30 protein-coding genes and 1 other RNA gene are annotated in these 25,458 nt (G+C 40.5%); 27 read left to right on the top strand and 4 right to left on the bottom strand.

The window, feature by feature from the left end:
- The first annotated feature begins 563 nt into the window (after nt 1-563).
- Nucleotides 564-914, top strand: a transfer-messenger RNA (tmRNA) gene (gene ssrA / locus ACHAL6_RS00480).
- 103 nt (nt 915-1,017) lie between these two features.
- Here ssrA and ACHAL6_RS00475 read toward each other — a convergent pair.
- Both ACHAL6_RS00475 and ACHAL6_RS00470 read right to left on the bottom strand, forming a co-directional pair.
- Complete coding sequence (locus tag ACHAL6_RS00475) at nt 1,018-2,181, bottom strand: tyrosine-type recombinase/integrase (protein ID WP_395268144.1); 1,164 nt, start codon at nt 2,179-2,181, stop codon at nt 1,018-1,020.
- A gap of 42 nt (nt 2,182-2,223) precedes the next feature.
- Nucleotides 2,224-2,979 carry a helix-turn-helix domain-containing protein gene (locus tag ACHAL6_RS00470; RefSeq protein ID WP_395268143.1) on the bottom strand — a complete coding sequence of 252 codons (756 nt, stop codon included), beginning with the start codon at nt 2,977-2,979 and terminating at the stop codon, nt 2,224-2,226.
- A 149-nt stretch (nt 2,980-3,128) separates the two neighbouring features.
- Between ACHAL6_RS00470 and ACHAL6_RS00465 the strand changes: the two genes are divergently transcribed.
- The 24 genes from ACHAL6_RS00465 to ACHAL6_RS00350 all read left to right on the top strand — a co-directional run bounded on the left by ACHAL6_RS00465 (nt 3,129) and on the right by ACHAL6_RS00350 (nt 20,300).
- Nucleotides 3,129-3,323, top strand: coding sequence for a helix-turn-helix transcriptional regulator (locus ACHAL6_RS00465; RefSeq protein ID WP_395268142.1), 195 nt, complete (start codon nt 3,129-3,131; stop codon nt 3,321-3,323).
- 133 nt (nt 3,324-3,456) lie between these two features.
- Nucleotides 3,457-3,705 (top strand): hypothetical protein, encoded by a 249-nt coding sequence (locus ACHAL6_RS00460; protein WP_395268141.1) that lies wholly within the window; start codon nt 3,457-3,459, stop codon nt 3,703-3,705.
- Nucleotides 3,677-3,952: a helix-turn-helix domain-containing protein gene (locus tag ACHAL6_RS00455; protein ID WP_395268140.1), complete on the top strand. Its 276-nt coding sequence runs from the start codon at nt 3,677-3,679 to the stop codon at nt 3,950-3,952. The genes ACHAL6_RS00460 and ACHAL6_RS00455 overlap by 29 nt, the downstream gene beginning before the upstream one ends.
- A gap of 58 nt (nt 3,953-4,010) precedes the next feature.
- Entirely contained in the window at nt 4,011-4,187 is a 177-nt protein-coding gene (locus ACHAL6_RS00450) for a hypothetical protein (protein WP_395268139.1), read from the top strand.
- 44 nt (nt 4,188-4,231) lie between these two features.
- Nucleotides 4,232-4,411 (top strand): hypothetical protein, encoded by a 180-nt coding sequence (locus ACHAL6_RS00445; RefSeq protein ID WP_395268138.1) that lies wholly within the window; start codon nt 4,232-4,234, stop codon nt 4,409-4,411.
- A 61-nt stretch (nt 4,412-4,472) separates the two neighbouring features.
- Nucleotides 4,473-5,267: a hypothetical protein gene (locus ACHAL6_RS00440; protein WP_395268137.1), complete on the top strand. Its 795-nt coding sequence runs from the start codon at nt 4,473-4,475 to the stop codon at nt 5,265-5,267.
- A complete protein-coding gene (locus ACHAL6_RS00435) occupies nt 5,264-7,165 on the top strand; it encodes an AAA family ATPase (RefSeq protein ID WP_395268136.1) in 1,902 nt (633 codons plus the stop codon). The genes ACHAL6_RS00440 and ACHAL6_RS00435 overlap by 4 nt, the downstream gene beginning before the upstream one ends.
- Nucleotides 7,166-7,179: 14 nt before the next feature.
- On the top strand, nt 7,180-7,491 hold the full coding sequence (locus tag ACHAL6_RS00430) for a hypothetical protein (RefSeq protein ID WP_395268135.1): 312 nt from the start codon (nt 7,180-7,182) through the stop codon (nt 7,489-7,491).
- A 270-nt stretch (nt 7,492-7,761) separates the two neighbouring features.
- A complete protein-coding gene (locus ACHAL6_RS00425) occupies nt 7,762-8,037 on the top strand; it encodes a cold-shock protein (RefSeq protein ID WP_395268134.1) in 276 nt (91 codons plus the stop codon).
- 5 nt (nt 8,038-8,042) lie between these two features.
- Nucleotides 8,043-8,435, top strand: coding sequence for a hypothetical protein (locus ACHAL6_RS00420; RefSeq protein ID WP_395268133.1), 393 nt, complete (start codon nt 8,043-8,045; stop codon nt 8,433-8,435).
- Nucleotides 8,436-8,450: 15 nt separating this feature from the next.
- Complete coding sequence (locus tag ACHAL6_RS00415; RefSeq protein ID WP_395268131.1) at nt 8,451-9,044, top strand: hypothetical protein; 594 nt, start codon at nt 8,451-8,453, stop codon at nt 9,042-9,044.
- Nucleotides 9,045-9,046: 2 nt separating this feature from the next.
- Nucleotides 9,047-9,376: a hypothetical protein gene (locus ACHAL6_RS00410; protein WP_395268130.1), complete on the top strand. Its 330-nt coding sequence runs from the start codon at nt 9,047-9,049 to the stop codon at nt 9,374-9,376.
- Complete coding sequence (locus ACHAL6_RS00405) at nt 9,373-9,552, top strand: hypothetical protein (protein ID WP_395268129.1); 180 nt, start codon at nt 9,373-9,375, stop codon at nt 9,550-9,552. Before ACHAL6_RS00410 ends, ACHAL6_RS00405 begins: the two co-directional genes overlap by 4 nt.
- Nucleotides 9,553-9,908: 356 nt before the next feature.
- A complete protein-coding gene (locus tag ACHAL6_RS00400; protein ID WP_395268128.1) occupies nt 9,909-11,045 on the top strand; it encodes a sigma-70 family RNA polymerase sigma factor in 1,137 nt (378 codons plus the stop codon).
- A complete protein-coding gene (locus ACHAL6_RS00395; protein ID WP_395268126.1) occupies nt 11,042-11,386 on the top strand; it encodes a DUF1492 domain-containing protein in 345 nt (114 codons plus the stop codon). Before ACHAL6_RS00400 ends, ACHAL6_RS00395 begins: the two co-directional genes overlap by 4 nt.
- Nucleotides 11,387-12,965: 1,579 nt before the next feature.
- Nucleotides 12,966-13,505: a DUF805 domain-containing protein gene (locus tag ACHAL6_RS00390; RefSeq protein WP_395268124.1), complete on the top strand. Its 540-nt coding sequence runs from the start codon at nt 12,966-12,968 to the stop codon at nt 13,503-13,505.
- A gap of 269 nt (nt 13,506-13,774) precedes the next feature.
- Nucleotides 13,775-14,983: a hypothetical protein gene (locus ACHAL6_RS00385; RefSeq protein ID WP_395268123.1), complete on the top strand. Its 1,209-nt coding sequence runs from the start codon at nt 13,775-13,777 to the stop codon at nt 14,981-14,983.
- A 266-nt stretch (nt 14,984-15,249) separates the two neighbouring features.
- A complete protein-coding gene (locus ACHAL6_RS00380; RefSeq protein WP_395268122.1) occupies nt 15,250-15,447 on the top strand; it encodes a DUF5320 domain-containing protein in 198 nt (65 codons plus the stop codon).
- 186 nt (nt 15,448-15,633) lie between these two features.
- Nucleotides 15,634-16,002, top strand: coding sequence for a NifB/NifX family molybdenum-iron cluster-binding protein (locus ACHAL6_RS00375; RefSeq protein ID WP_395268120.1), 369 nt, complete (start codon nt 15,634-15,636; stop codon nt 16,000-16,002).
- Between the two features lies 1 nt (nt 16,003).
- Nucleotides 16,004-16,861 carry a 4Fe-4S binding protein gene (locus ACHAL6_RS00370; RefSeq protein ID WP_395268119.1) on the top strand — a complete coding sequence of 286 codons (858 nt, stop codon included), beginning with the start codon at nt 16,004-16,006 and terminating at the stop codon, nt 16,859-16,861.
- Nucleotides 16,839-17,702, top strand: coding sequence for an ATP-binding protein (locus ACHAL6_RS00365; protein ID WP_395268117.1), 864 nt, complete (start codon nt 16,839-16,841; stop codon nt 17,700-17,702). Before ACHAL6_RS00370 ends, ACHAL6_RS00365 begins: the two co-directional genes overlap by 23 nt.
- 78 nt (nt 17,703-17,780) lie before the next feature.
- Nucleotides 17,781-18,143 (top strand): NifB/NifX family molybdenum-iron cluster-binding protein, encoded by a 363-nt coding sequence (locus ACHAL6_RS00360; RefSeq protein ID WP_395268116.1) that lies wholly within the window; start codon nt 17,781-17,783, stop codon nt 18,141-18,143.
- A 112-nt stretch (nt 18,144-18,255) separates the two neighbouring features.
- Complete coding sequence (locus ACHAL6_RS00355) at nt 18,256-19,575, top strand: FAD-binding oxidoreductase (protein WP_395268115.1); 1,320 nt, start codon at nt 18,256-18,258, stop codon at nt 19,573-19,575.
- A 146-nt stretch (nt 19,576-19,721) separates the two neighbouring features.
- A complete protein-coding gene (locus ACHAL6_RS00350; RefSeq protein WP_395268114.1) occupies nt 19,722-20,300 on the top strand; it encodes a carboxymuconolactone decarboxylase family protein in 579 nt (192 codons plus the stop codon).
- A 157-nt stretch (nt 20,301-20,457) separates the two neighbouring features.
- On the opposite strand, the gene ACHAL6_RS00345 is transcribed toward ACHAL6_RS00350, so the two are convergent.
- On the bottom strand, nt 20,458-21,312 hold the full coding sequence (locus ACHAL6_RS00345) for an aldo/keto reductase (RefSeq protein ID WP_395268113.1): 855 nt from the start codon (nt 21,310-21,312) through the stop codon (nt 20,458-20,460).
- Nucleotides 21,313-21,607: 295 nt separating this feature from the next.
- On the bottom strand, nt 21,608-21,916 hold the full coding sequence (locus ACHAL6_RS00340) for an MGMT family protein (RefSeq protein ID WP_395268112.1): 309 nt from the start codon (nt 21,914-21,916) through the stop codon (nt 21,608-21,610).
- 587 nt (nt 21,917-22,503) lie between these two features.
- Here ACHAL6_RS00340 and ACHAL6_RS00335 point away from each other — a divergent pair.
- Together ACHAL6_RS00335 and ACHAL6_RS00330 are read left to right on the top strand one after the other, a co-directional pair.
- Nucleotides 22,504-23,871: a uracil-xanthine permease family protein gene (locus ACHAL6_RS00335; protein ID WP_395268111.1), complete on the top strand. Its 1,368-nt coding sequence runs from the start codon at nt 22,504-22,506 to the stop codon at nt 23,869-23,871.
- Nucleotides 23,872-24,383: 512 nt separating this feature from the next.
- Nucleotides 24,384-25,445, top strand: a complete 1,062-nt coding sequence (locus ACHAL6_RS00330) for an ABC transporter substrate-binding protein (protein WP_395268110.1) — start codon at nt 24,384-24,386, stop codon at nt 25,443-25,445.
- Nucleotides 25,446-25,458: the final 13 nt, after the last annotated feature.

Below are 25,458 nucleotides of genomic sequence, written 5' to 3'. Positions count from 1 at the left end.
AATGTCCTAAATGTCACAGTAACGAGGTACATACCCAAGTAGTATCAGAGACTATAACAAAGAAAAAGCACAGCCCTCTCTATTGGATCTTTGTGGGTTGGTGGTGGGAGCCCATCATGTGGATTTTCCTGACAATACCTATGCTGATCTATAAGCTCTTCAGGCCCAGAAAATATAAGACAAAGACGCTCCATAAAACCATGGCTATTTGCCAGGAATGTGGCAACACATGGAAGGTATAAAAGTGTAAAAATAAGACCTCACTCTTGATTGAGTGGGGTCTTTTGATGTCTACGAAGTTAAGCCATTTGTCTCAAGATTTGTCAAATTTTATTGCGGTTTTGCACCATACGATACTTTTGTTATTTTTTAACTATCTAGTGCTTTCAACGGTTTGCAATCTTTCGCCATGAAATGCAACGTCAAAAAAGTTAAATATTTATTAACAGATTATTTCGGGTTAAATGAGTAAATTTTTAGAAAATAAGACTTTTTAGATTCTGCAGGGTGTTTTTTATTGATTTTTAAGAATTAGTGCGTATAATAAGGATTGTACAATACATGGGGATGTATTGGCTTCGACGGGGGTATGAAAGATCTGATAAGCGAGTAGAAGGATGCTATTGACCTGCTTTAAAAAACTATAGCAAAACATAAACGCAGAAGATAATTTTGCACTAGCAGCGTAAGCTGCTACGTTCTACCCGGGATGTCCGCTGCCTGGGACTAGAGCGCCGATTAGCGGAAAAACGAGTCTGAGTAAGCTTTGCCTCAGAAACGGAATAAATGAAGCTACCAATGGCCAAGTCTGCTTGTAAACTAAGCCAAAGGGAATGTTAATTACAAAGCTACACTCGTAGAAAGTCTTATTTTTCGACTTTCGGACAGGGGTTCGACACCCCTCATCTCCACCATTAAAGAGTATAGGGAGCTTCAAAGCCTGCTGATATCAACGGTTGCAGGGTTTTGGAACTTCCTTCTTTTTTTATTTGACGTCTATGTTGACGTCTACGGATGCTAAATATTGATATAACTGGCAAATTTCTGAGCGGTTTCTTCTTTCTTCTTTTCGGTAACATGAGCGTAAATGTTCATGGTTGTCTGAATGTCTGAATGACCTAATCTATCCTGGACTTCTTTGATAGTTGCTCCAGCTTCAAATAGAAGCGAACAATGTGTATGTCTGAAACCATGAGGTGTAATTACCTTGTGGTTTATTTGTTTACAGAATGTTTCTATTCTCTGGCCAATACGCTGGGGATTGATGAACTGATTTTTCAGGTTAGTAAATACCAGTTGATTCTTATTCATGGTATTATGTCCGAGCTTTAGCATATCTTGAGCTTGTCTTTTCTTCCATTCTTTCATGATCTGCATGGTGTTCTCATCCATTCTCAGATTTCTTTTACTCTTCTTTGTTTTGGGTGGCTGGATGATCAGTCTGTTTTCAAGTCCGAGGGTTAAGGTTTTGGTTACACTGATCGTGTTCTTCTTGAAATCAATGTCATTCCAGGTAAGAGCAAGGATCTCTCCTTTTCTGCATCCTGAGAAAGCCAATAACCTGAAAAGGGTATACCATTTAGGATTGTCTGTATTTTCTACATGATCCAGGAACTTGATTAATTCATCCTTAGTGAAGTAATTCTCTGGTTTCTCTTCATCTACATCTTCTTTTCTCACTGGAATAGTGACTAATTGAGTAGGGTTCTCTTTGACAATCCCTAGCTTCATCCCATGCTTGAATACAAGGGAAGCATAGTTATTGACTATACGGTAATTCTTCAATGTCTTATACCATTTATTAATGGCATCCTGGCAGTGAGTAACTTTCACCATATCAACATACATTTTCCCGTAATGGGGGAGAATGTGCTTCTTGAATAGGGTAAGGGTTTTCTGTAGGGTGGACTCTTTGACCGTATTCTTATACTGTTCCAGCCATAGATCATATACTTCCTGGAAGGTGTATTTCTCTTTCTTCTTGAATCCTCCATGTTCAAAATCAAGTTTAAGCTGATAGAAGAGCAATTCACATTCTTTAGGTGAAGAAAGTCCTCTTCTTGTGATTCGGACTCTTTTTCCGGTCGCTGGATCTGTTCCAATGTATCCTTGCAGCGTGTAAGTGGTAATGTCATTCTTAATTATTTTTTTGATTTGCATTTTATTTTTTCCTCCATTCATTTTCCCACGGGCAGAGGGTTACTGAATTGGGGGATGATTTATTTAGTCTGCTTCATCATCATTGATAATGATTGTTTCATCTTGAGTATAAAGCTTTATCATATTTAATTCTCTGACTCTTGAAATAGCAACGTTTTTACCAATATTATTGAGCGTATTAAAGTGATCTAGTAGCGTTCTTTGTAGATTATTATCCTTTATATTATCGATTCTGTCATACAAGCTTTTATATTTAATCAGCTTTATGTACTCTTCTGGATTTTCAGACTTACTGACTCCTTCAATCCTATCTTCAATTTCTTTCTTTACATAATCCTGATAATACGGGAATCTTTCTACTCTGGACAATAACACTGTCATTTCGTTCTCACGTTCATTAATAAAGTTATTGAGATTGTTGCAGTTGTTCTCATGTTCTCGCTTCTGATCTTTTAGCTTTATATTTTCCGGATCTTCTTCCAGCATACTCGTTATTCGAGAAATCTTCTTTTCCTCTTCCTTTAATTGTGATTCAGCATCAGATATTGAGTTATTCAAGGATTCAATCTCTTTCTGAATCTTATCTACAGGAGTTTCTTCCTCAATACCAAGTAATTGATTAATGGAAACTTGAAGAGCTTCAGCTATTTTTAGGAGCATATCATAACTAATATTTATAATGTTTTTCTCATATTGACTGATCGCACTCTGGCCAATTTCAACATCAAATTTTTGCTTCAATAACAATGCTAGTTCTTTTTGAGTTATTTTTTTAGATTTTCTTATTCTCTTGATATTTTCTCCAATATTTTCAGACATTTCTTTCACCTCAATTAAAATATATCATTACCACTGATAAAATACAATAAAAATTAAAAATATCAGTCTAAATATTAGCATAACTGTTGCAAATATAAATTAATCGTGATAATATTAGTGTAAATAATAAATTGAAAGGATGTGAGCATATGAACTTAAAACTTAAATTCAGGCGTATTGAAAAAGGACTTACTCAATTCCAGTTAGCTGAACTAATCGGAGCAACGAATCAGACCATATCTGAGTATGAGCGTGGAAGAGTGAAACCAAGCTATGACAATATGAAGAAAATCTCTGAAATACTCGATACCCCCGTTGGCGAACTATTCTTTGACGAAAAGTAGAAAGGAGCCAGAAAAATGAAACTTAATCGATATGAACTTATTCTTTGTCGGTTGTTTGATTCTATGTATATCGCTGGAGCAGTCCTTCTGATGATCGCTGGAGCAATAGCCTTAGTAAGAGGGTGGTGAAGTTATGGATCATGTGATGAATAAAATTCAAGATTATTATGATCTGTACCTGGAAGATTTCGCAGAAGATTACATAAGAAAAGGCTATAAGAAAATTTCTGATAGTCCAAGACTAGATGAGTTAAAGCTTCTAGCAAAATCAATTAATTTGTACAGAGATTACTTTAAACTTCCACGAATTAATCTCAAGTCAGAAATAATGAATGAGATTGAAAGGAGAAATTATGAACCTACAGATACCTTTTCCAGATGAAGCAAAGCAAGATCTCAGAAAGATGATAACAACACTAGCCAAAGAAGTAATAGAAGAAGTGAAGTTGAGAGAGAAAGAACCGAAAGAGTACATGACAATAAAGGAAACTGAAAAGTATCTGAACGTCAGCTTTGTAACATTACAGAAATATCAGAAGGAATACGGGTTGCCTAGTATAACCATTGAGGGGAAAAGACTCTTCAAGAAGTCAACAATCGATAATTGGATATCACAATTTGAAAATTAAAATCCCACGGGCAGAGGGAACATTGCATGAACAATCTGATTAAAAGGAGAGAACCAACATGAAGAACATGAAAGAGATCTACAAGAATCTGGAATTTGTATACAACAAAGATGAGAACGATGCTGCACTCGAAATTTATAACATGGCCAAGAAACAGTTTCCCGACGATCCGCTTATGGTGGCCATGACCATGTTCACATACGGAAAGCAGGTAGGCAAGGAACGGAATAAGTAAAACAAAACCATGAAAAAGAATCATTTGAAAGTGAGGAAAAACACATGAAAAATACACGAAATATTGAATTAGAACGGAGATTTCTACAGAACCACTTCCCCGAAATGGCAGACAGGACAGCCAAGGCATCAGATGAGGTTATTGCAATCGCATATGACACGCTCCAGCTTGATGATGAAGAGCTTGATGAGTTCATTGAGTACCTGAAAGCCAAGAGTAAGTAGTGGCAGGAATCTTCACGAAAAGAGGTGAAGAACATGACAATGAAGGAACATGGTGGCGAGTATGGCAGGTAAGGGGTGGATAAAGCTTCATAGAGAAATCTTAGATAAAGCAATCTTTCATAATGAGAAGCTATTGAAAGTCTTTATCTGGTGTACTCTCAAAGCTACACATGAGGAATACGATCAATTAATAGGTAGACAATTGGTTCACTTGTTGCCTGGTCAATTTGTAACAGGTAGACATAAAGCAAGTGAAGAACTAAGGCTTAAACCTTCCACAGCATGGGATTATTTAAAGGTCTTAGAATCCAACAACACAATTAACATTCAATCCGACAGCAAATTTTCTGTCATAACCGTTGTAAATTGGGCGTTGTATCAATCAGGAGAATTGATTTCCGACAGCGAATCCGACAGTAGACACGACAACAAATCGACAGCAAATCAACACAAACAAGAACATAAGAACAATAAGAAGAAAGAAATATATCCACCGGAGTTTGAAACCTTCTACAGAATCTATCCAAACAGTAAAGGTAAAGCACAGACTTTCAGAAACTGGAAGAAAGTAACCAAGCAGCATGAACCGGATATCATTCTGGAGAGTGTAAAGAAATATAAAAAGACTGTAGAAGGTACGGAAAAGGAGTTCATCACAGCGAGTTATAACTTTATCGGTCAGAAAGCTGTATACCTGGACTATCTACCCACAGAAGAACCGGAGAAACCAAAGAAGCATCCGAGAGAGGTAAAAGTACTTACAGAATCAGACCAGGCAGAAATGATTAAACGTATGGAACAAGAGCGACAGGATAAAATTAATGCACGTAAGCAGAGAATGAGGGGTGAGGGATGATGAATATACAAGAGTTTAAAGAGTGTATAGGACAAAATGCAGAACACATCATAGCTCAGGGAATGGGGTTAGAAAGAGTAGGCACAAAGTATCGGTGTCCTAACAAATATTCTCATAACAATGGAGATCGTCACCCATCACTCTCATTTGACAAGAAAGCACTTCAGTTTTATTGCTTCACCTGTACCGAGAAAATCGACATCTACACCTACTACACCAATTACAAGGGTATGAGCCATGAGGAAGTGATGCAGATGGAAGAGCCTACAGACAATTACCGTATCGAAATCAAAGAAAAGCCAGAGTTTCACCTGGGGGATCTCAAAGACTTTCAGAGAGATTACTTAATAAAGAGAGGTCTTTCAGATGATACTATCAGAGATTTCATGATCGGAGATCATCAGAATAACATAGGGTTCCCTTATCTGAGTAATGGTGAGATTACAGGTATTAAGCTGAAAAACATGAAGGGTGATAAACCAAAGTATTTATCGGTAACCGGATCAGACTTTGGACTTTATAACAAAGACTTTCTGAACCAGGAAGAACCGCTGGTTATCACAGAGGGCGAAATAGATGCAATCAGTGTATATGAAGCCGGATATAAAAACGTTGTATCAGTTGGAACAGGTGGTTCAAGTCTGGATAAGCTATTCAGAAAAGAAGAGCGATATCTTCAAGGATTCAAGGCACTGATCATCTTCTCTGATGTAGATGAAGTGGGAAAAGCTATGAGAAAAGCATTCCTTGAGAAGTTTGGTTACCTGGTGAAATTCCCTGATGCAGAAGAATACAAGGGTTGCAAAGATGCCAATGAAATTCTATTGCAGCATGGAAAAGAACAGATTCTGAAAATCATCAAGAGTGCATCTGTCAAGGTTGAGGGATTGGTTAATATCAATGATGATGTAGAACTGGATCTAAGCAAACTGGAAGGAAACTATATACCCACAGGTATAGCAAGTGTTGATTTAGCTATAAATGACTTAGGGCCGAAGCAGGTTTCACTCATAACAGGCAGATCTAATTCTGGAAAATCTACAGTAGTGACTCAGATTATCGTAAATGCCATAGACAAGGGTAACAAGGTCTTTCTGGTGGCAGGTGAGGGTATAACATCACTTCTTATCAATAACCTTTACAAGAACTGTATAGGGGCAAATCAGAGGTATTACAACATCACTCAGGTTAACAAGCGTTATTTCAAAATTCCTAAACCGTACGTAATTAAAGCATTGAAGCGGTGGCATAGTGACAGACTTAGCATTTTCAGTAAAGGAGAATCAAAGCTGAGAACCACTTCAGAATTATTAAAACTCATGGCCGAGGAAATCAAACTGAATAAACCTGATCTGGTGGTAATCGACAATTTAATGAGTGTGCTGAGTGTAGATAGCCAGAATGAAAAATGGAATAACCAGGGAGACTTCATGAAAGCTTTATCTGATTTAGCTAAAACAGAGAATGTTCATATCATGCTGGTGCTTCATCCCTCAAAGAGTGCAAGGAAAAATTCTAGTATCGAAATGGAAGATATATCCGGAGCTTCAGAACTGTATAACCTGGCAGATGTGATTCTAGCGGTTAAACGTATTTATGATGAGGATGAGGAACATGATGGGGAAATATCAGTAATCAAAAATAGATATTATCCGGATCTTGTGACAGCTCAGACAACATACGATCATGAAACAGGTATGCTTCTGGAATTAGGGCCAGGCGGAGAGGTCTATAAGTACAATCTATCATGGGAGCGATTCATAGATGCTGATGATCTCATGGAGAATCCGGAGCCAGTCTTTCAGGTAGATTATGAAAAAGCATATGAGCCTAAGACATATAGAAAACCGAAGAAGAAAGTTAAGCCAGAAGAAGCAGCACTAAAGCAAATAAATTAAAGGAAGTGCAGTTAATGAAAAACAAAGCTTTACCAACAGACAATCCGAAAAACTACTATCATGAACCAGTTGAAACTCAGAAGAAACTTCTTGAGTGGATAGCAGCTAATTTAATCGAACGTGGTGGTTCCTGGAGAGGTAGTTATGAGCTGAAAGAAATCTTTGGAAGCGATACCGGAGTGTATGTGAGTAACGGAACCATGAAAACCGCCATGAGGATATCAGGATTCAAAGTCCAGGATGATAGAGAGCTGAAGAATTGGGGGTTCAAAATCAACAAGAGATCTCCAGCAATCAGAAGGTTTTATAACCTGGATAAAAAATAGTTATGCGAAATTCCACAACATGATCCGGCAGAAATCTATAAAGGATTGATGCAAAATGAAAAACAATTTACAAGAACAGATCAAGAGAATCCAGGTACTCTATGAAAAAGCAGACAAGCAGAAAAAAATTGAAATGGGGTGGAAGTTATCAGGTGGAAGGATTGATTAAAAAAACAGACCTATACATTGTACAAGTCTGCTGGAAATAGGGTGTTTAATTTATCGGATATATTATACCACTATAACAATAAATTATAAAGAGGTGAGCTATTGAGAGGTAAAAACAGAAGAATGGGCAGGGTTGTGAAACTCACTGATAAAGGGTATGGGTTCATCATGGAAGATGGATTGGGAAACGTATTCTTTCATCAATCTCAGCTTGTATCTGCCAATTTCAAGGATTTAACAGTGGGTGCAATCCTGGAATATCAGGTCAAGGAAATTGAAGGAAAGCGGCCAGAAGCGAACAGAATTTTAGTGGTACAAGATTACCGAACAGAGAAAGAAGATGCACGAACAACAAATAAGAAGAAGAAAAGGAGATAATAACAATGGCAAAGAATTTAATTTTTATAGGAAAGCTCAATGATAGGAAAATGGAACTTGAATCCCTTAGAACCGCTCAGGCATTAGAAATCGAAAATCTCAAACAGAAACTGGACACCGCTCGTACTCTATCCAGCGAAATGAGCAAAAAGATATCGAGTCTTGAGTTAGTGAAAGAGTATGATCCTGAATATGTAGCATCAGAAATTGCAGCAATGAATCAGTTGAGAACCACTGCGACAGAGAAAACAGTATCGCTCCAAGCTCAATTAAGACATAAGAAAGCCGGACAGGCACTATTGGATGATGAGTATAACATCATAAAGAATAGCTATGACTTAGCTAATTCAGAGAGTATACAGGTTGAATTGTTGCAGACGTCAATAGATGAACTTTAAGGGGGAATAATAACAATGGCAAAAACATTAAAAGCACTGGATCAGAAACTGAATGAACTACAAGCGATTAAAGACAAGGAACTTTCTACACTACAGGCAAAATTGGACGTGACCGAGGAGACAATCAGAACCACCACAGAAGCCATTAACAAGGCCAGAGCAGATGCAGATGAGGAAACCTTCATGAAGGCATCAAAAGAGCGTGAATCAGCTCAGGAGATTGCTAGAATGTATCAGGACAAAATGAAGAAGGTGGAAGCTAAACCGCTTGTAAATGAATCTGAATACCTGGAACTGAAGAAGGAGATCATTGACAGCCTGGATAATGTGGTAAGAGAAAGTTATAAGAAATTGCTTCCGGTCATAGCAGAGATTGAGAATCTAAAAGACAATCTATATTCTGATCTGAACAACGGTAATGAAATGCTGCACAGACTTCAGAGAGATATCTTCAGAGAACCAAAGGTTAAAACATACCCCACCCCCGAAGGAATGACCGGAACTATGGTCCGAGCAGATGATACTTACAGAAATACCGGATCTATGGGTATATTGAATCTCATTCTTGAAAAGAAAGATGCAATCCTTAAAGAGAGCAAGGGGGAATAGTAATGAGTATCGACAAGAACGGACATATTGATTTCAAAGAACTGCACGAAGGAGCAGAAAGAGAAGCTCAGGCGAAGGAAGAAGCCAGGGCGGAATATCGGCAGAAGGAAAGAGAAAGACTTGAAGCCAAGATGAAAGCCACTTCAGAACTCATGGGTAAATTATCCGAAGCCGTCCTCACTGAAAAGAAAGCGAAGTCAGAAGCAAAGCTGAAGGAAGAAACCGAGAAAGCTCAGGCGGATATTAAAGACAGAATCAATAAGGAATATAACCTGGAAGATGAAGCGGAAAAAAATCATTACAGAAATCTTCTGGATGGTTTAATGAAATGAATGCGTTCAAGGAAGGCGAAAGAGTTAAGAGTAATGTGTTTGGTTATTACTTTGGTGAGGAAGGAACAGTAAAGGGTAAAGCTCAGATTCAATATGATAATCATAGAAAATATTTAATTGAATTGGATAATGGAAAAGTAATAGCTCTAAAGGAATACCAGATATCTAGGGTATAGAGTTTATGGTGAGGTATCCCCCTATACCCCTCCCAGGGGGTGTTCCGCCCTTCAAACGCTGTACTGTCCGTTTTTTCTCATGTTCAAACATAGAACGGAAGCCAAAACATAGAATTTTTTCAGAGAAAGGAGTTAATTGTATGGGTTATAAAATCTGTAGCATATGCGGATCTAAATTTAGCAATCCAAAGCATAACGCAAAATACTGTAGTCCAGAATGTAAGCTGGAAGGCCAGAAGCGTAATCGTAAAAACTGGGAACAGAACAATCCTGACTATGACAAGAACCGGATGAAAGAATACAGAGCCAAGCAGAAGAGACAGCTCAACACATGGAAGCCTTAAAGGTGGGTTTCTATGTATGATGATAATGAGAGACTAATCAGGCAGTATCAGGAAGGCCACAAAGAGGTTCTAGGGGTAATAGTAGAGAATAATCAAGGGTTGATTCATACCGCCCTCAAGAGCTTTAAATGGGCATATAATAAGCATCCTAAGTATGATGAGATCATAAATTATGATGATTTCTTTCAGGAAGGGGTATTCGGTTTATGTAATGCAATAGAGAAGTATGATCCAGAGCTGGGAGCATTCTCCACTTATGCAATACTTCGCATCAAACAGAAGATTTATAGATTCTATCATGATAACAGTAGGGTTATACGTGTTCCCTATGAGCCTAGAAAGGCCTATATGGGCCTAAGACGAGCGGAAGAGGAATATATTAAAGAGTACGGTCACGAGCCCAGCACAAAGGAATTGAGCGTATACAGTGGGGTATCCTTTGAAGAGATACTGGAACTGAGAAGAACTTTCTCTAATACGATATCCATTGATTCTCCAGTAGGCAGCATTGAGGATGATTCTGTAACCGTTGGTGATTCGATACCAGACAATACAGACTATTTAGAAGGCATAGAACGAGACATGACTATAAAAGCACTCAGAAGAGATCTGGAACGCATGGCCAAGACCGTACTGAAGGATGATGAAAGGGTGAAGATGCTCTTCTATTACTTTGATAATCTCGATAAGATGCAGGTTAATGAGATATCTGAAGCTTGTGGAATTGCGAGGGGTTCGCTTAACAGAATCATCAATGAATCAGTCGGTAAGATTTCAAGAAGGTATCTGGATGAGTTGATAGAGGGTTATATGGATCTGTTCTCATCCAATGTTAGACGATTGAGAGAGATTGAGTTATATAGAACTCAGGTGAAAAATGCAATTAAGACAGTTGCAGCAAAAACTATTGAAGCCGGAGACAGTATCACAGTAATAACCGGAGCATCTAAGGACGGATTGAAAAAAGCGGTACAGGTTACGGTCAGAGAAGTTGATGATACTGGAATAGTTGTCGCCTTTGTAGGGTATGACTATCTGAAACGGTCATATGATGAACTGGAAAGACATATAGCTTACAGATCTATCATGGACTTCAGGACAGAGAACAAAAAGATAGTTGAAATTGTAAGTATGAGGGGGTTACTGTGATAAGAAAGAAGCTGGAAGCATATCATATGCTAGGGATTGAGATTGATAGCTTCAATGGGATGCTGGATGATTGGGTAGTGAAAAAATATTCTCATCATGAAAGCGTAAGAGAATATAAGGGTATGATCCTAGAGCGTATCGAACAGATTAAGCGGAAGAGGAACGATATTATAAATCTGATTAACAGGCTTGAAGATCCTTTACTCAGAGAAATCTTCTTTATGAGATATATAGATCAGAAATCCAATGATGAAATTGGAAGAAAAGTAGGTTATTCGGTGAATCATCTATCACGCATATTCAGAAAAGGTATAGAAGAATTGGAGAAGCTGGAAGGTTAAACTTCTAGCTTTTTTATTGCGTTACAAGGGTTTTAGCGTTCCATAGAATTGTTTTAACGTGCAATTACCAGGTAAAAGAAAAGCTGATGAAATGATTTTATCGTGTAGAGCATCCCCCAAAATTGGGGAGTGAATACTTTGGTAAGCCACTATTGGATTGCGAACTGAGTGTAAGATGTCACAGCGGAAAAATCCGCCATGAAAAGATTTCCCCAAAATTGGGGAGATGTGCCGAAAATCCGGCCAATCTTACGGTCAGAAATTCGACAGTGAACATTCCACAAAATTGTGGAGTCCTTATCTGGGACTTCATCTTGATGGCGTATCCAAAGGTCGGAAAATGCGACCTTTGAAGGTCAGGGTGAAACATCTCATCCTTAATAGGTAACGAAATGCAATACCCTCATTTAAAATGATGGTAAGATCTAACGCACTATTTTAGTGCATCAGCTGAAGTCGTGATTCACGACGACAGCATGACGGGATGAACCATCCCATCACATAGAGGGAGGTAACGATTCGTTACACCATAGGGTGCACTCAAACTAGAGGACGTCATCAGAGAAAGGGCGAAGAGGAATCAGGAACTATCTGAAGGGCGAGGCAAAAAGGTTACCAAGTGTTTGGAAACCTTAACACCAATCCACACTAACCAGGAACTAGGGAAGATTGCAGGGGTTTCAGACGAGACCATAAGAAAGTACAAGAAGATTCAAGATTGCATTCCAGGATTGGAAAGCAAAGCTATTAGTCAAAAAAGACTAACAGCATACTTTCCGACAAAAAAGTGGAAAAGTCTTTCTAACAAAATCGTGATAAAGTTCTGCCGGATGTGGCAGAAAATTGAACTATCTCAAATAAGAGAAGGTTCAAGATAGTAAGTACACGCTCAAAACTGATCAGATACTTTCACTCAAAAATGAGTAAAAGTCCTGAGTCGGTGATTCACCTGGTCAGGGGTTCCCCAAAATTGCCGATACCTAAGAGCTGCACTATCATAGATTGCGTACATAAATACGGACAGTGAATTACACCTGGTACAGTGATTATAATGTCTGATAGATAGAATGTGTTCATCATGTGGTTTCTGCTTCAATCTCTAAGCGTGTACGGTTTTATATAGCTTGTATGGGTAAATATCCATAATAAGATAAAAGCTCTTACAAAGCGAAATAGAGCCTTGTAGGGGTATGGGTAACAGTGTTAATATATAATTATTATGGTAAAATAAAAAAGAGCCTGAAAGCTCAAAATAATAAATGCCCGTGGGAAATATTCAGTTGGTTTTGACGTCTATATTGATGTCTATTGACGTCTATTTTGACGTCTACATTGTTTTAACAAGAAATAACGTTATTCAATAGAATTGAGTTATATCAACGCTTAGAAGGTTATTTTTTATCGTGATGAAATGGTTGAAAATGCTGAAAATCATTCCCCTCATCTCCACCAGTTAAACTGACCGCTTTATGCGGTCTTTTTTCATTTTAAGACCCATTTGCGGGTAACTGACGTCCTGCTGTCGTAGACATTACAGGTCATTTCATCTATACTATGTTCAAATTACATGAAAACGAGGATGAGTGAAGTTATGAAAACTGATTCGAATAAGATTAAAGCCTTAAGGCTAGATAAGAGCTGGTCACAAGAGCAACTGAGCGAAAGAAGTGGATTAAGTCTTCGTACAATACAACGAATTGAAAATGGAAGTAATATATCAGCTGAGTCGCTTAGACTGATTGCAGAAGCTTTGAGTGCTGATCCAAGTGAACTGATCTTGCAGAAGAAGCTGAAACCACAAACACCGGTTGAGTCCATCAAAAAGAGCTTTATGGAGTATGCCAACTTTTCCGGTAAAGCAACTCGCTATGAATATTGGTGGTTTTTTCTATTTATGGTTCTTGTATTGGCTATAGCAACCATTATTCATGAACAGCTCAATCAAATAGTTGCAATCATATTCCTGGTGCCATTTCTTGCTGTAGGGTCCCGGAGATTGAATGATATCGGTCGCAGTGTCTGGTGGCAGTTATTTTTATTTGTACCATTTGGGCAGATAGTCGTATTATTTATGATGGCTGAAAAGAGTGAAATAACCAGCGTGGCACTAGAAGAATGAATCTGGCGACTTTGATATCAATATAAATCACAAAGCTTATTATGAGGAATCTATTAAGCCATATGTTTTCGATTGAACATATGGCTTAATAGATTTTTTTCTCTTTGCCTGATTGTAACTGGATTGTTGCTGCATAAAAAGCACTATATTGACATCATAAATATACTAAGTTACCATGAAAACGTAATCATTATCTTGACATAACAGATATACGGAGAGATGAAACTGCAAGGGTAAATAAGTGAAGAAAAAGAAAAGAGGTGAGACATATGAACAATCAGATCAGGCATGAAATCAGAGAACTGCTGGATTATTTTCAGGAAGGATACATACAGAGGGACATCAGTAAGGCAGATTCCTTCATGGAAAAATTATTTGATCAGAATGAAAACATCGTACTGATCGGCACAAGCAGCGGTGAATGGTGTATGGGCTTTGATGAGGTGAAAGAACTATTCATCAGTGACTGGAAGTATTGGGGTGACATGAGGATGAATGCCGATGAAGCAGAGATGATTATATTTGGAGAGACTGCCATCGTCTACACAACCGGTTCTGTGAAGTATTCCTTTTCCAGTGACAAGGATGCCTATTCGGGATACCTGGGTTATATCAGAGAATGCTTTGACGGAGTATCTCTGGATAGTAAAAGGCCGGATTGGATGAAGGTCACAGACATCAACTGGGCATTGGCTCATATATTGAGCCAGTGGGAAGACAAGGTGCGAGACTATTTATGGGATCTGCGGATCTCTTTCATCTTGACACAGAATAAGGGTGTCTGGAAAATCAGGCAGCTGCAGTTTTCACTACCAGTAGTCGGTCATCTTCCTGATGTACGGCTTGATGAATATGGGTATGATCAGAAGATTTTTGATCAGGAAACGAGGAAACTGGAGAAATATGCTGAGCATAATGCATCGATGGATGAAAAGGACATACAATCCGTCATTCATGATTTCGGAGAAGATTATTTGGATAAAGAGACTGATCCAAGCACTATAAGAGAGAAGTATTTCAGTTCAGAGGATCTGCTCGTGATTGATACAGATCAGTCTCAATATATGGATCCAGAAGGAATAGACTCTATGATCAGAAAACATAGAAGCTGCTTTGAGGGATTTGAACTCAATCATGACAACTGTCTGGTCAATTCTTCCCATGATGCCATCTGGATTGCCACCCATGGTGTTTTCAGAAAAGTGATCACTGAAAGCGAAGCACTGGAACATCTGGTAGCGTTCATCAAAAAAACCGAAAGTTCTCAGATGGACGATAAGGATAAACTGTTTCGTATCCGTAGGAGTATAGCAGAGATGCTCAAAGAGAATGCCAGAGGAGAAGAGTATAAATGGCCGTTCAGATTTGAAGCCGTACTTGTGAAAGAGAACGGAAAATGGCTTTTCAGATATCTGCAGTTTTCACTCCCGTTCAATTATATTCTGGAAGGGAAGACAGGAGCAGTAGCGCTCCTTTGATCGAATTAATAAGACCACCTGTCATGCGTAGAATTCAGAATAAGGTAGGCCCTTGGTATATCAATCAAAGGATATGCTAGGGGCTTTCTGTTTTGCGTTGGAAGAGAAAAGATATGGAAGCATTCGCTCCAGAAATCGGAAAGGTGACGCCAGTGCATCTGTGAAAAGAATCAGGAAAAATGAAAAAAGTAAATGACATATGTCATAAAAGGTGTATAATGATAGAGTAAATGACATATGTCATAAACTAAAGGGAGGAGAAGAACATGGCAAATAGAGATGGAACAGGCCCCATGGGGGATGGTTCAGTAGAAGGTAGAGGTTTAGGCATCTGCACTGGGATCAACGCCGATAAAAAAGAAGGAGGACCCAGACAGGGACTTGCACGGAAAAAAGGATTCGGCCATGGGCATGGCAGAGGAAATCGATCCAATAGAGGTCAGATCCATACAGAGAACAGATAAAAGCAGGATTATTGTCTCAGAATCTGAGAAATGGTCTGACTTTCTTATGGATCAGGAATGCTCTGTATGCGCTTTGTAATGAAGTAGGAGCAGAAACAGTTAGAGCAGTAGGTGATGGATAAAATAGAATCCATCGGGAACAGAAACAATGAAAAATGAAAGTAAGATAATAATGGAGGTTTCTTAATGAAAATTGCAATTCCAGTTGATGAAAAAAATGCGGATACAGGGGTATGTTCATCCTTTGGACGTACACCCTATTTCCTGATGTATGATACAGAGACAAAACAAAGTGAATTCATTGAAAACAGTGCAGTAGAGAGTACCGGTGGTGCGGGAATAAAAGCGGCTCAGTCTATTGTGGACCAGAAAGCGCACGTTCTTCTTACACCAAGATGCGGAGAAAATGCGGCGGATGTGCTTACCTCATCCGATGTTGCAATCTATCAGACACGCTCAGCATCTGTATCAGATAACATTTCCGCATTTTTAGAAGAAGAGCTGTCACCACTGCATGAAACACATCCTGGATTTCATGGGCATGGAGAAAACTAGAATGAGAATTGCAGTACTAAGCGGAAAAGGCGGCACAGGAAAAACCATGGTATCCGTGAACCTGGCTGCAGCGGCAGATGCGTCCTATGTGGACTGTGATGTGGAAGAACCCAATGGACATCTGTTTTTCAAACCTGAAGGCATTCGGGAGGAAGACGTCTTTGTGAGCATCCCTCAAGTGGATCCCGCATTATGCGATGGATGCAGAAAATGCACAGAATTCTGCAGATTCAATGCCCTTGCCTATGTGAAGGACAGGCTGATTGTTTTTGACGATGTATGTCATTCCTGCGGGGGATGCGTCATGGTCTGTCCTCATCAGGCACTGACAGAAAGAAACAAGATTGTCGGGAGGATCAGTAGAGGAATATCTGATAACGTCAGTGTGCATTCAGGAATGCTGAATGTAGGAGAAGCATCAGGTGTACCCATCATCAAAAGACTTCTGGAAACAAGTGAGGTAAAGGCCGATGAACTCAGCATCATAGACTGTCCTCCGGGCAGCTCCTGTATGGTCATGGAAAGCATCAGAGAAGCGGATTACTGCATTCTTGTGGCAGAACCCACAGTCTTCGGAGTGCATAATCTTAATATGGTGTATGATCTGGTCAAACTGTTTCATAAACCTTTTGGAGCAGTACTGAATAAATGTCTGGAGGATGAGAATCCTGCAGAGAAGTTCTGCAAGGATCATGACATCAAGGTGCTTGGCAGAATTCCCTTCGACAAGCAGCTTGGACTTCTGAATTCCAATGCGGAAGTCGCCGTAAGAAAAGATGAGAAGTATCACCATCTGTTTTCAGAACTGCTGGAAACGGTGAAGGGGGAGGTGCAGTATGAAGCAGCTACTCATTCTTAGCGGTAAAGGGGGAACAGGAAAAACGACTGTAGCCAGTGCATTCATCAAACTATCAGAAGCACAGGCTTACGCGGACTGTGATGTGGATGCACCGAATCTTCATCTCATTACGGAGCAGAGTGTACTTCCTGAGATAAAGGACTATTATGGACTGCCGAAAGCGGAAATTCATCAGGACCTTTGCGTAGGATGTGGTCTATGCAGCAGAAGCTGCAGGTTTGATGCCATATCCTATGATAAGACGTATGAAGTCAATCCCTTCGTATGTGAAGGATGCGGGGTATGCGCTCTGGTGTGTCCGGCTGAAGCGATCACATTAAAACCCGCAGTGGATGGAGAAATGAAGCTTTATCAGAACCAAAATGCGATCTTCTCCACAGCGCAGCTGAAAATGGGCAGCGGAACTTCCGGTATGCTTGTGAGCGAAGTAAAGAAACAGATGAAGTCTGCGGCAGGTAAAGCTGAACTGGCGGTGATTGACGGGTCACCTGGCATAGGATGTCCCGTGATCGCCTCCATCAGCGGAGTGGATATGGTTCTGATTGTTGCGGAACCTTCCATTTCAGGAATCAGCGATCTGGAAAGAATCGTCAAAACGGCAGTGTCATTTGGAACGAAAACCGCTGTATGCATCAATAAGTATGATACAAACGCTGTAAATTCCGAAAGAATTCAGCGGTTCTGCAGAGAAAACAATCTTTCCTTTGCAGGCGTCATACCATACGATCTGGAAGCAGTAAGAGCCATCAACAGCGGGAAGAGCATTGCTGAGGTTTTATGCCCTTCTGGCAACGCGGTACAAGAGGTTTATGCAGAGACTATGAAAATACTTTTTGAGTAGTTCAGAATAGAGAACAAAGACGGGAATAGATGTTTCTGGCAGGAGAGCTGTCAGAAGAAAAATTGGAGGAAGAACAATATGATTAAAATAGCAGTAGCCAGTGAAAATGAAGTAGTTGCAGAGCATTTCGGACATTGCCAGAACTTTACTATCTTTGAAACGGAGTCTGATCAGATCACGAAAAGAGAGTCCATACCCTATCCAGGCCATAGACCAGGATTTCTGCCTAATTTTCTGTATGATCTGGGTGCTCATGTCATCATATCTGGTGGTATGGGTGGTGGTGCCATTGATATTTTCAATGAAAAGAATATTGAAGTGATTGTCGGCGCAAAAGGAAATGTGCAATCCGCTGCCCTTGACTATCTCACGGGAAAGCTGAAATCAACTGGTTCTGTATGCCGGGAGCACCAGCACCATGATGAATGTGGAGAACACTGAAGAGCTGTAATGTATGAGGAGGAAGTGCTAGAATATAAGAGAAGATAGACGTGGAAGCGAGGCTGTGAAGTGATATCACCATGATGGTATGTGGTCAGGAGCTGATTTAAAAATGAACGTACATGAAAAGAAGCTGAAGAGAATTACTGAGCAGCTGAAGATAAGAGAGGGGAAAAAGCCTCTTACGCTGAAAAAGAGAACGGTCTCCCATGTGGTGCCCAAACCAGCAGACAAGAAATATACAGACGAAAAACTGGATATCAGCGATTTTGATGAAATACTGGAAATCGATCCGGAGAAGAGAATCTGCACAGCGGAGCCAGGCGTAACTTTTGAAAAACTCGTCGATGCCCTCATGGAGTATAACCTGGTGCCTCAGGTGGTTTCTGAACTGAAGACCATCACCATCGGAGGTGCCGTAGCAGGCTGCTCCATTGAGTCCATGTCATACAAGTATGGTGGATTTCATGACAGCTGCCTGGAGTACGAAGTGGTCACTGCCAAGGGAGATGTACTGGTCTGTACACCGGAGAACGAGAACAATCTGATTTTCCAGATGATGCACGGAACATTCGGCACCTTAGGCATCATAACAAAGCTGACATTCAGCGTGCTGCCTGCCAAGAAATATGTCAAAGTAACATATCAGAAATACAAAAGTCTGGAAGACTATAAAGCAGCCATATGGGAGCATTATGAAAAGAAGGATCTTGATTTCATGGATGGCATCATCCATTCTCCTGTAGAATATGTGATCAGTGAAGGAAGATTTGTGGATGATGCGCCCTATACCCATAATTACGACTGGACCAGAATCTATTATATAAGCACAAGAGAGCGGACAGAAGATTACCTTACCACGCCGGATTATTTTTTCAGATACAACAATGGGGTCACAAATGTTTATCCGAAGTCCTTTGTTTTCAGGCTGTTTTTCGGAAGAATCACCAGTTCCAATGTCACCTTAAGAGCGGCTTCGATCTTCAGAAAAATCCTGTCAGACAAACAGATTCCGGTCACTGTGGATACGTTCATTCCTTTTTCCAGAATGGAGGATTTCATGGAATGGTACATAAAGGAAGTGAATCATTTTCCTCTATGGTGTGTTCCCTATAAGGTGGTGCATCGATATGAATGGATTGCAGAGGACTTTCTGAAAGATGTGCAGGATGAACTCTTTCTTGATATCGCTTTATACGGGCTGCGCAGAGAGAATCCGGAGTATTATTACAATCTCATTGAAAAGGAGCTGAAAGAGATCGGAGCCATCAAAACACTCATTTCCACGAATCTATATACGGAAGATGAGTTCTGGCAGATCTTCAACAAGGACCATTATGAGGCAGTGAAGAAGAAAACAGATCCGGACAATATATTCAGAGATCTCTATGATAAAACATGCAGAGCAGCAAGGGGCCTAGAGGCAACTTGATCATAAAAATGAGGTGCTTCATGCAGGAAATGGCTGGGATTCTCCACAGCAGACAGTATCTCTTTCGTGAGTTTCGATTGAACTGCTACTATGCGATAATGGAGAAAGAATCATTATGAAGTAGAAGAGGAAATAGAGGGAGAAAAATGTTTGGAAATCAGCTGAAAAAGAAATATACCATGGGGCAGCTTTATGGGGCTTTTGTGAATGGATATCTTTCCATTCCGAAGCTTTCAAAGAACAGAAGGAAGAAGATCGTGGATCAGAAGTTTATCGAAAAGCTCATGCTGGCAACAACGGAAGTCAATGGGTGCGAAGTCTGTTCTTATGCCCATACCCAGATGGCGCTGAAGGAAGGTTTCACCCGAGAGGAAATCAGCTCTTTTCTGTCTGGTTCGGAAGCCTTTGTGAAAGAGGAGGAAGCCATCGGCATCCTCTATGCCCAGCATGTGGCAGACACCATGGGTAATCCTGACCCTGAAACCTATGAGCGGTTAGAAAGGGAGTATGGAGCGGAGAAAGCCCGCATCATGAAAGCTGCAATCACAGTGATGATGATGGGGAATATCTCCGGGATTCCATTAAGTGCTTTACTAAGAAGAGTGAAGGGCCATGCATACGAGAACAGCACTCTGTTTTATGAGATCAGCATGCTTCTTGTGCAGCCTGTCTTCATGGTTTTTGCCTTGCCCCATGCCCTATTGAAAGGATCCTTCGCCAGATGAAGTGGAAGCCCTTCTCTCTGCAAGGGGTCTGTGCAGGCAGGAAATAGGACAGTGCCAATCAGTTAGTAAAGTGAAAAGAACCGGAAACTGCAGTAGGAGTTCCTTGCAGTTTCCGGTTCTTTCGTCGTTTTCAATTATCCTGTACAGGTATTGATGGTTAGAGCATGTCCAGAAAGACCTTTCTGGTCGGAGCAGGAAAGCTGGAATCCAGAAGTCTCAGGTCCGCTTCACCTAATTCAATCTTTAGTGCAACCGCATTTTCTCTAACATGCTGCGGGGAGGAAGCCTTTGGAATGGCACAGACATGCTCCTGTGCCAGCAGAAAGGAGAGCATCAGCTGTTCTGGCGTGATGTCCAGTCTTTCAGAGAGACTCCTGATTTCAGGTTCATTTGTGATTGTTCTTCTGGTTCTGTCATCATGGGCTAAGGGGCAATAGGCCATGAGAGCAATACCCTTGGATCGCATATAGGGAAGCAGATCATATTCCACGCCTCGTGAGCCCAGATTGTACAGCACCTGATTCACTCTGCACTGGTCTCCATGGGGAAGGGAGAGGAGCTCCTTCATATCCGCTGTATCAAAATTCGAGACACCCCAGTTTTTTATGAGTCCTTCCGCTTTCAGCTCTTCCATGCAGTCGACGGTTTCCGACAGAGGTACGCTTCCCCGCCAATGGAGGAGGTAAAGATCCAGGTATAGCGTATCGAGTCTTTCCAGACTCTTTTTCAGGGAGTGAAAGATGTTTTTTCGACCTGCATTGTGCGGATAGACTTTGGATACGAGAAAGAGATCTTCTCGTCTGAATTCTTTGATGGCTTCTCCAACAAGAATCTCTGACAGTCCTTCTCCATACATTTCTGCCGTGTCAATAAGGGTCATGCCGCTTTGGACCCCTAGACGCAGTGCATCGATTTCTTCCTGGCGACGACTGGGGTTCTCGCCCATGTACCAGGCGCCTTGGCCCAGTATGGGCATTACTGTACCATCATTCAGTTTCAGTTTTTTCTCCATTTTCAACCTCCATAGTAAGCGATGTATTTCTATATGTAGTATATCATATACACGGATCAAGATTGGTGCGTCTACAGAGTACAGCTGGGGAGCGTTTTTTCATTCCTTGGATATTCATCCATGGAACTACAACTGGTATACACCAGAACAATACAACGTCTCCACTGGTTATGTATTCTTTCACCCGGTCATTCTTCTTCCATGGGTCCTGTTCATTGTAATTGGAAGAGCTTTGGACAGGATGCTTCGACTGAAATTCTGAAAAAGTTTTCCAGTCATTTGCGCTGCGATTGAATCAGCAGTCCCAGCGGCACAGTGCAAGGTCCACATGAGTATCATCCTTCATGGGCACCTCCTCTTCTTCCAGAAGAAGCTTTTGCTCAGCCCAACTTGGAGCCAGTCTTCCATTATGGTTGACCACTCTGTGGCAGGGATAGCTGCCGTAGAATTCCGACATGCTCAATACTTTTCCTACAAGTCTAGCGTTTTTCTCTCTACCGATTAATCTGGCAATCTGGCCGTAGGTAGCGACTTTTCCTTCAGGAATCTCTTCAACCACTGACAGTATTTCATAAATAAGTGCCTCATCCAAAATACGCTTCATTTCTATCTCCTCCAATACATTAATCATCATTCTTTAATTATACAATACAATGATTATGACGCTACTTCTGGCATGGTTCACCATATCTATTCTATCGGTGAGTCTGCTATGGAGATTTATTGCAGAAAATCTAATCTGGGACTAGGCTGAGTACATCTAAATTAATCAGTACTGGTGGCTCTAAGGTTCCGAATTTATCCATGCATGGAGCAATATGATTGAAACGCCAAAAGTTTTCTGTCAGATGTATCAGCAGGATTCATTCACGAGAGAATTTGTATTCGGCGTGTTCATGAATAGGATCCAGAATGAACGTATTCGCTAGGGCACGCTAAAAATAACGAATGATATAAGTTATGAGAGTGAAAAAATATTGACAAGAACGAACAATAAGTGTTATAAATAGAACATCGTTCAATTTATCGGGTTGATGACTATTTTGAAATCTGTCTGCTAAGGACTGGTATAAATGAGTGAATTGAAGAAATGAAGGTCAGAAGCTCATTTTGTCGGATGATCATATTCTGTAAAATTATGATTCATAGAGCTTGATAATTGTTCAATATATTAACGGGGGAAGTGTGATAATGAAGAAAAATGTAGCCGGAAATACATCTTTGTTTGATTATGAAGGAAAACCTAGTTTGGCCAAGTCAATTCCACTGGGAATTCAGCATGTTCTTGCCATGATTGTCGGTAATGTCACTCCATCGATTATGGTTGCAGCAGCCACAGGAATGACCATGGATGAAAGAACTCTTCTGGTCCAGACAGGGTTACTTATTGCAGGAATCGCAACGTTCATGCAGCTTTTTGCTTTTAAGCAGATTGGTGCCAGGCTTCCAGTCATCATGGGGATATCTTTTTCGTATATTCCAGTGCTTTTAGCCATAGGATCAGAATATGGCATCGCGGCGATTTTTGGTGCTCAGCTCATCGGATCACTTGCAGCTGTTATTATGGGGTTTTTCATTAAGCCTATTAGAAAATACTTTCCACCTATCGTGGCAGGAACGGTGGTACTTACCATTGGGCTTTCCTTGTACCCGATTGGAGTAAACTATATGGCGGGTGGCATTGGTTCACCCACGTATGGTTCACTGTTAAACTGGCTGGTAGCCATTATTGTTTTAGCAACTGTTCTTATCTGTAACAATTATGGTAAAGGGATCTTTAAGCTGGCTTCAATTCTTGTCGGAATTCTTGCGGGGTATCTGTTGGCTTTACCTTTAGGTATGGTGGATTTCACGCCACTGGCTTCTGCTGATTGGGTTGCACTACCCAAACCGTTTCATTTCGGCATAGAGTTTTATCCTACAGCGGCAATTTCCATGGTTGTCATGTATGTTGTGAATGCGATTCAATCTGTAGGGGACTTTTCCTCCACTACTGTGGGTGGGTTCAACAGAGAAGTAACCGATGCAGAGCTTGCTGGGGGAATCAAATCCTATGGGCTTTCAAGTGCCATCGCCTCGATGATCGGAGCTCTACCTACGGCAACGTACAGTCAGAATGTCGGTATCGTTGCAAGCACAAAGGTTGTGGCTAGAAGAGTCTTTGCCATTGCAGCTAGTATAGTTATCGTTGCTGGACTCATTCCGAAGTTTGGTGCTTTTATGACAACTATTCCATACGCAGTTCTTGGTGGAGCAACAATTTCAGTTTTTGGAATGATTACCATGACGGGAATAAAACTTATCACACAAGAGGAAATGTCTAATCGAAACATGTCCATAGTTGGACTTTCCGTTGCTTTGGGAATGGGCATAACTCAAGTACCAGCAGCGCTTGCAAACTTTCCGGACTGGTTCATGATGGTCTTTGGAAGATCCCCTGTGGTCATTGCAACGCTAATGGCTCTTTTCCTGAATGTTGTGATTCCTAAAAAGTCACTGGAAGAGGAGCAGAAGGAACGAGAGAGTTTGGATGAACAAGAACTCATAAAAAGCAGTTGAGTTGTAATTAGCGAAGAAAGCTATCAATAGTAATGACTTTCCAATATATAAAATCTGTCAGGAAATAGTCTGAGGCTCTATTCCATTTATTATAGACTGCAGATGAATGAGAAAGACTGTAATCTGCAAGTAACGATTTATGAATGAGTGGATGAACAAAGGACAAAGTCGTTCTGAATGACTTTGTCCATCCTATTTAAGACAGTATGCTGCGCTTTAGAAGAGGCTGTATTCCATAGAAAGCAGAAAGTGATGCTTAAATCAGCATACTGGAGTGTGATCAGATACGGAATACGAAACTTGAAACAGCTCATAAAGTGATTGTTTGACGTTCGCGATAATACGTACGTTATCTTGAATAATTGAAAAAATGTCTGTATTATTAACATTAAAGACATACAAATTTCTATGTGACTTTCAATCAAATAGATGTATCGGACCATAATCTAACAAAAGAAATCAATAATTCGTTTAGCGGTGGTTAAGTGATGAAGAAAAGAGGAATTATAAGAATGAACAAAAGAATAAAAACCATGGTTTCAGTGCTACTCGTAAGTGTCATGGGAATCACTTTAGGTGCATGTCAACCAAAGGAGATAGAAACGCCCGAAGTAGAGACACCCGTCGTAGAGACACCTGATGAAGCTGAAGGCGTTAAAGTCACGGATCATTTAGACCGAGAAGTGGTTTTTGAAAAAACACCTGAGAGATTAGTCAGTGGGTACTATATAACTTCAAGCATGCTTATGGCGCTAGGTCTTACAGATAAGATGGTCGGAATTGAAGCAAAGGCTGAGAACAGACCTTTGTATTCTCTGGCTGCTCCAGAACTTTTAGACGTGCCAAATGTGGGAACGGCGAAAGAGTTTAACCTGGAAGGCGCTTTGGCGCTGAACCCGGAAATGCTGGTGGTTCCTGTTCGTCTGAAAGACATAGTGGAGACAATGGAGGGTCTAGGAGTGAAAGCCTTAGGCGTTAATCCGGAAAGCTTTACTGAGATGGAAGAAGTGCTGCTCATGCTGGGTGAAGTAACTGGAACTTCAGACAGGGCGAAAGAAATCATTTCTTATAACAAGGAGCTCCTTGCAAAGGCGAAAGCGTTAGCAGGTAAAGGGAGTGAAGAAGAAAAGGTTACGGTTTACTTTGGTGGAAATAGCAGTCTGTTGACCACAGCGGGTGGAAAAATGCATCAGTCTTCCTTGATTGAAGAAGCTGGAGCACTAAATGTAGCAAAGGAGCTGGAAGACAGTTACTGGTCTGAAGTATCTTATGAGCAGATTCTATCCTGGCAGCCAGATTATATTATCATTGCATCTGATGCGAGCTATACGGTGGAGGATGTGTTAAACGATTCTGTTCTTTCTGACCTTAGTGCAATAAAAGAAAAGAAAGTCTATAGACTTCCGTCAAACATCGAGTCTTGGGATTCACCCGTCCCTGCAAGTGCTCTTGGGGTTTTGGCCATATCCTCCTATCTTTATGAAGAGGAATATGATGCGGAAGAGTTCAAGGCGGATGTGGTGTCGTATTATGAAAAGTTCTACGGGTTTACCTTTACGGAAGCGTTAAACTAGATGAGAAGCAACT

Origin of the sequence: Proteiniclasticum sp. C24MP (assembly GCF_043951855.1) — a bacterium.
Taxonomy (GTDB): domain Bacteria; phylum Bacillota; class Clostridia; order Clostridiales; family Clostridiaceae; genus Proteiniclasticum.
Note: the sequence above shows the minus strand (reverse complement) of the source record. Positions and strands in the feature narration are given on the sequence as shown.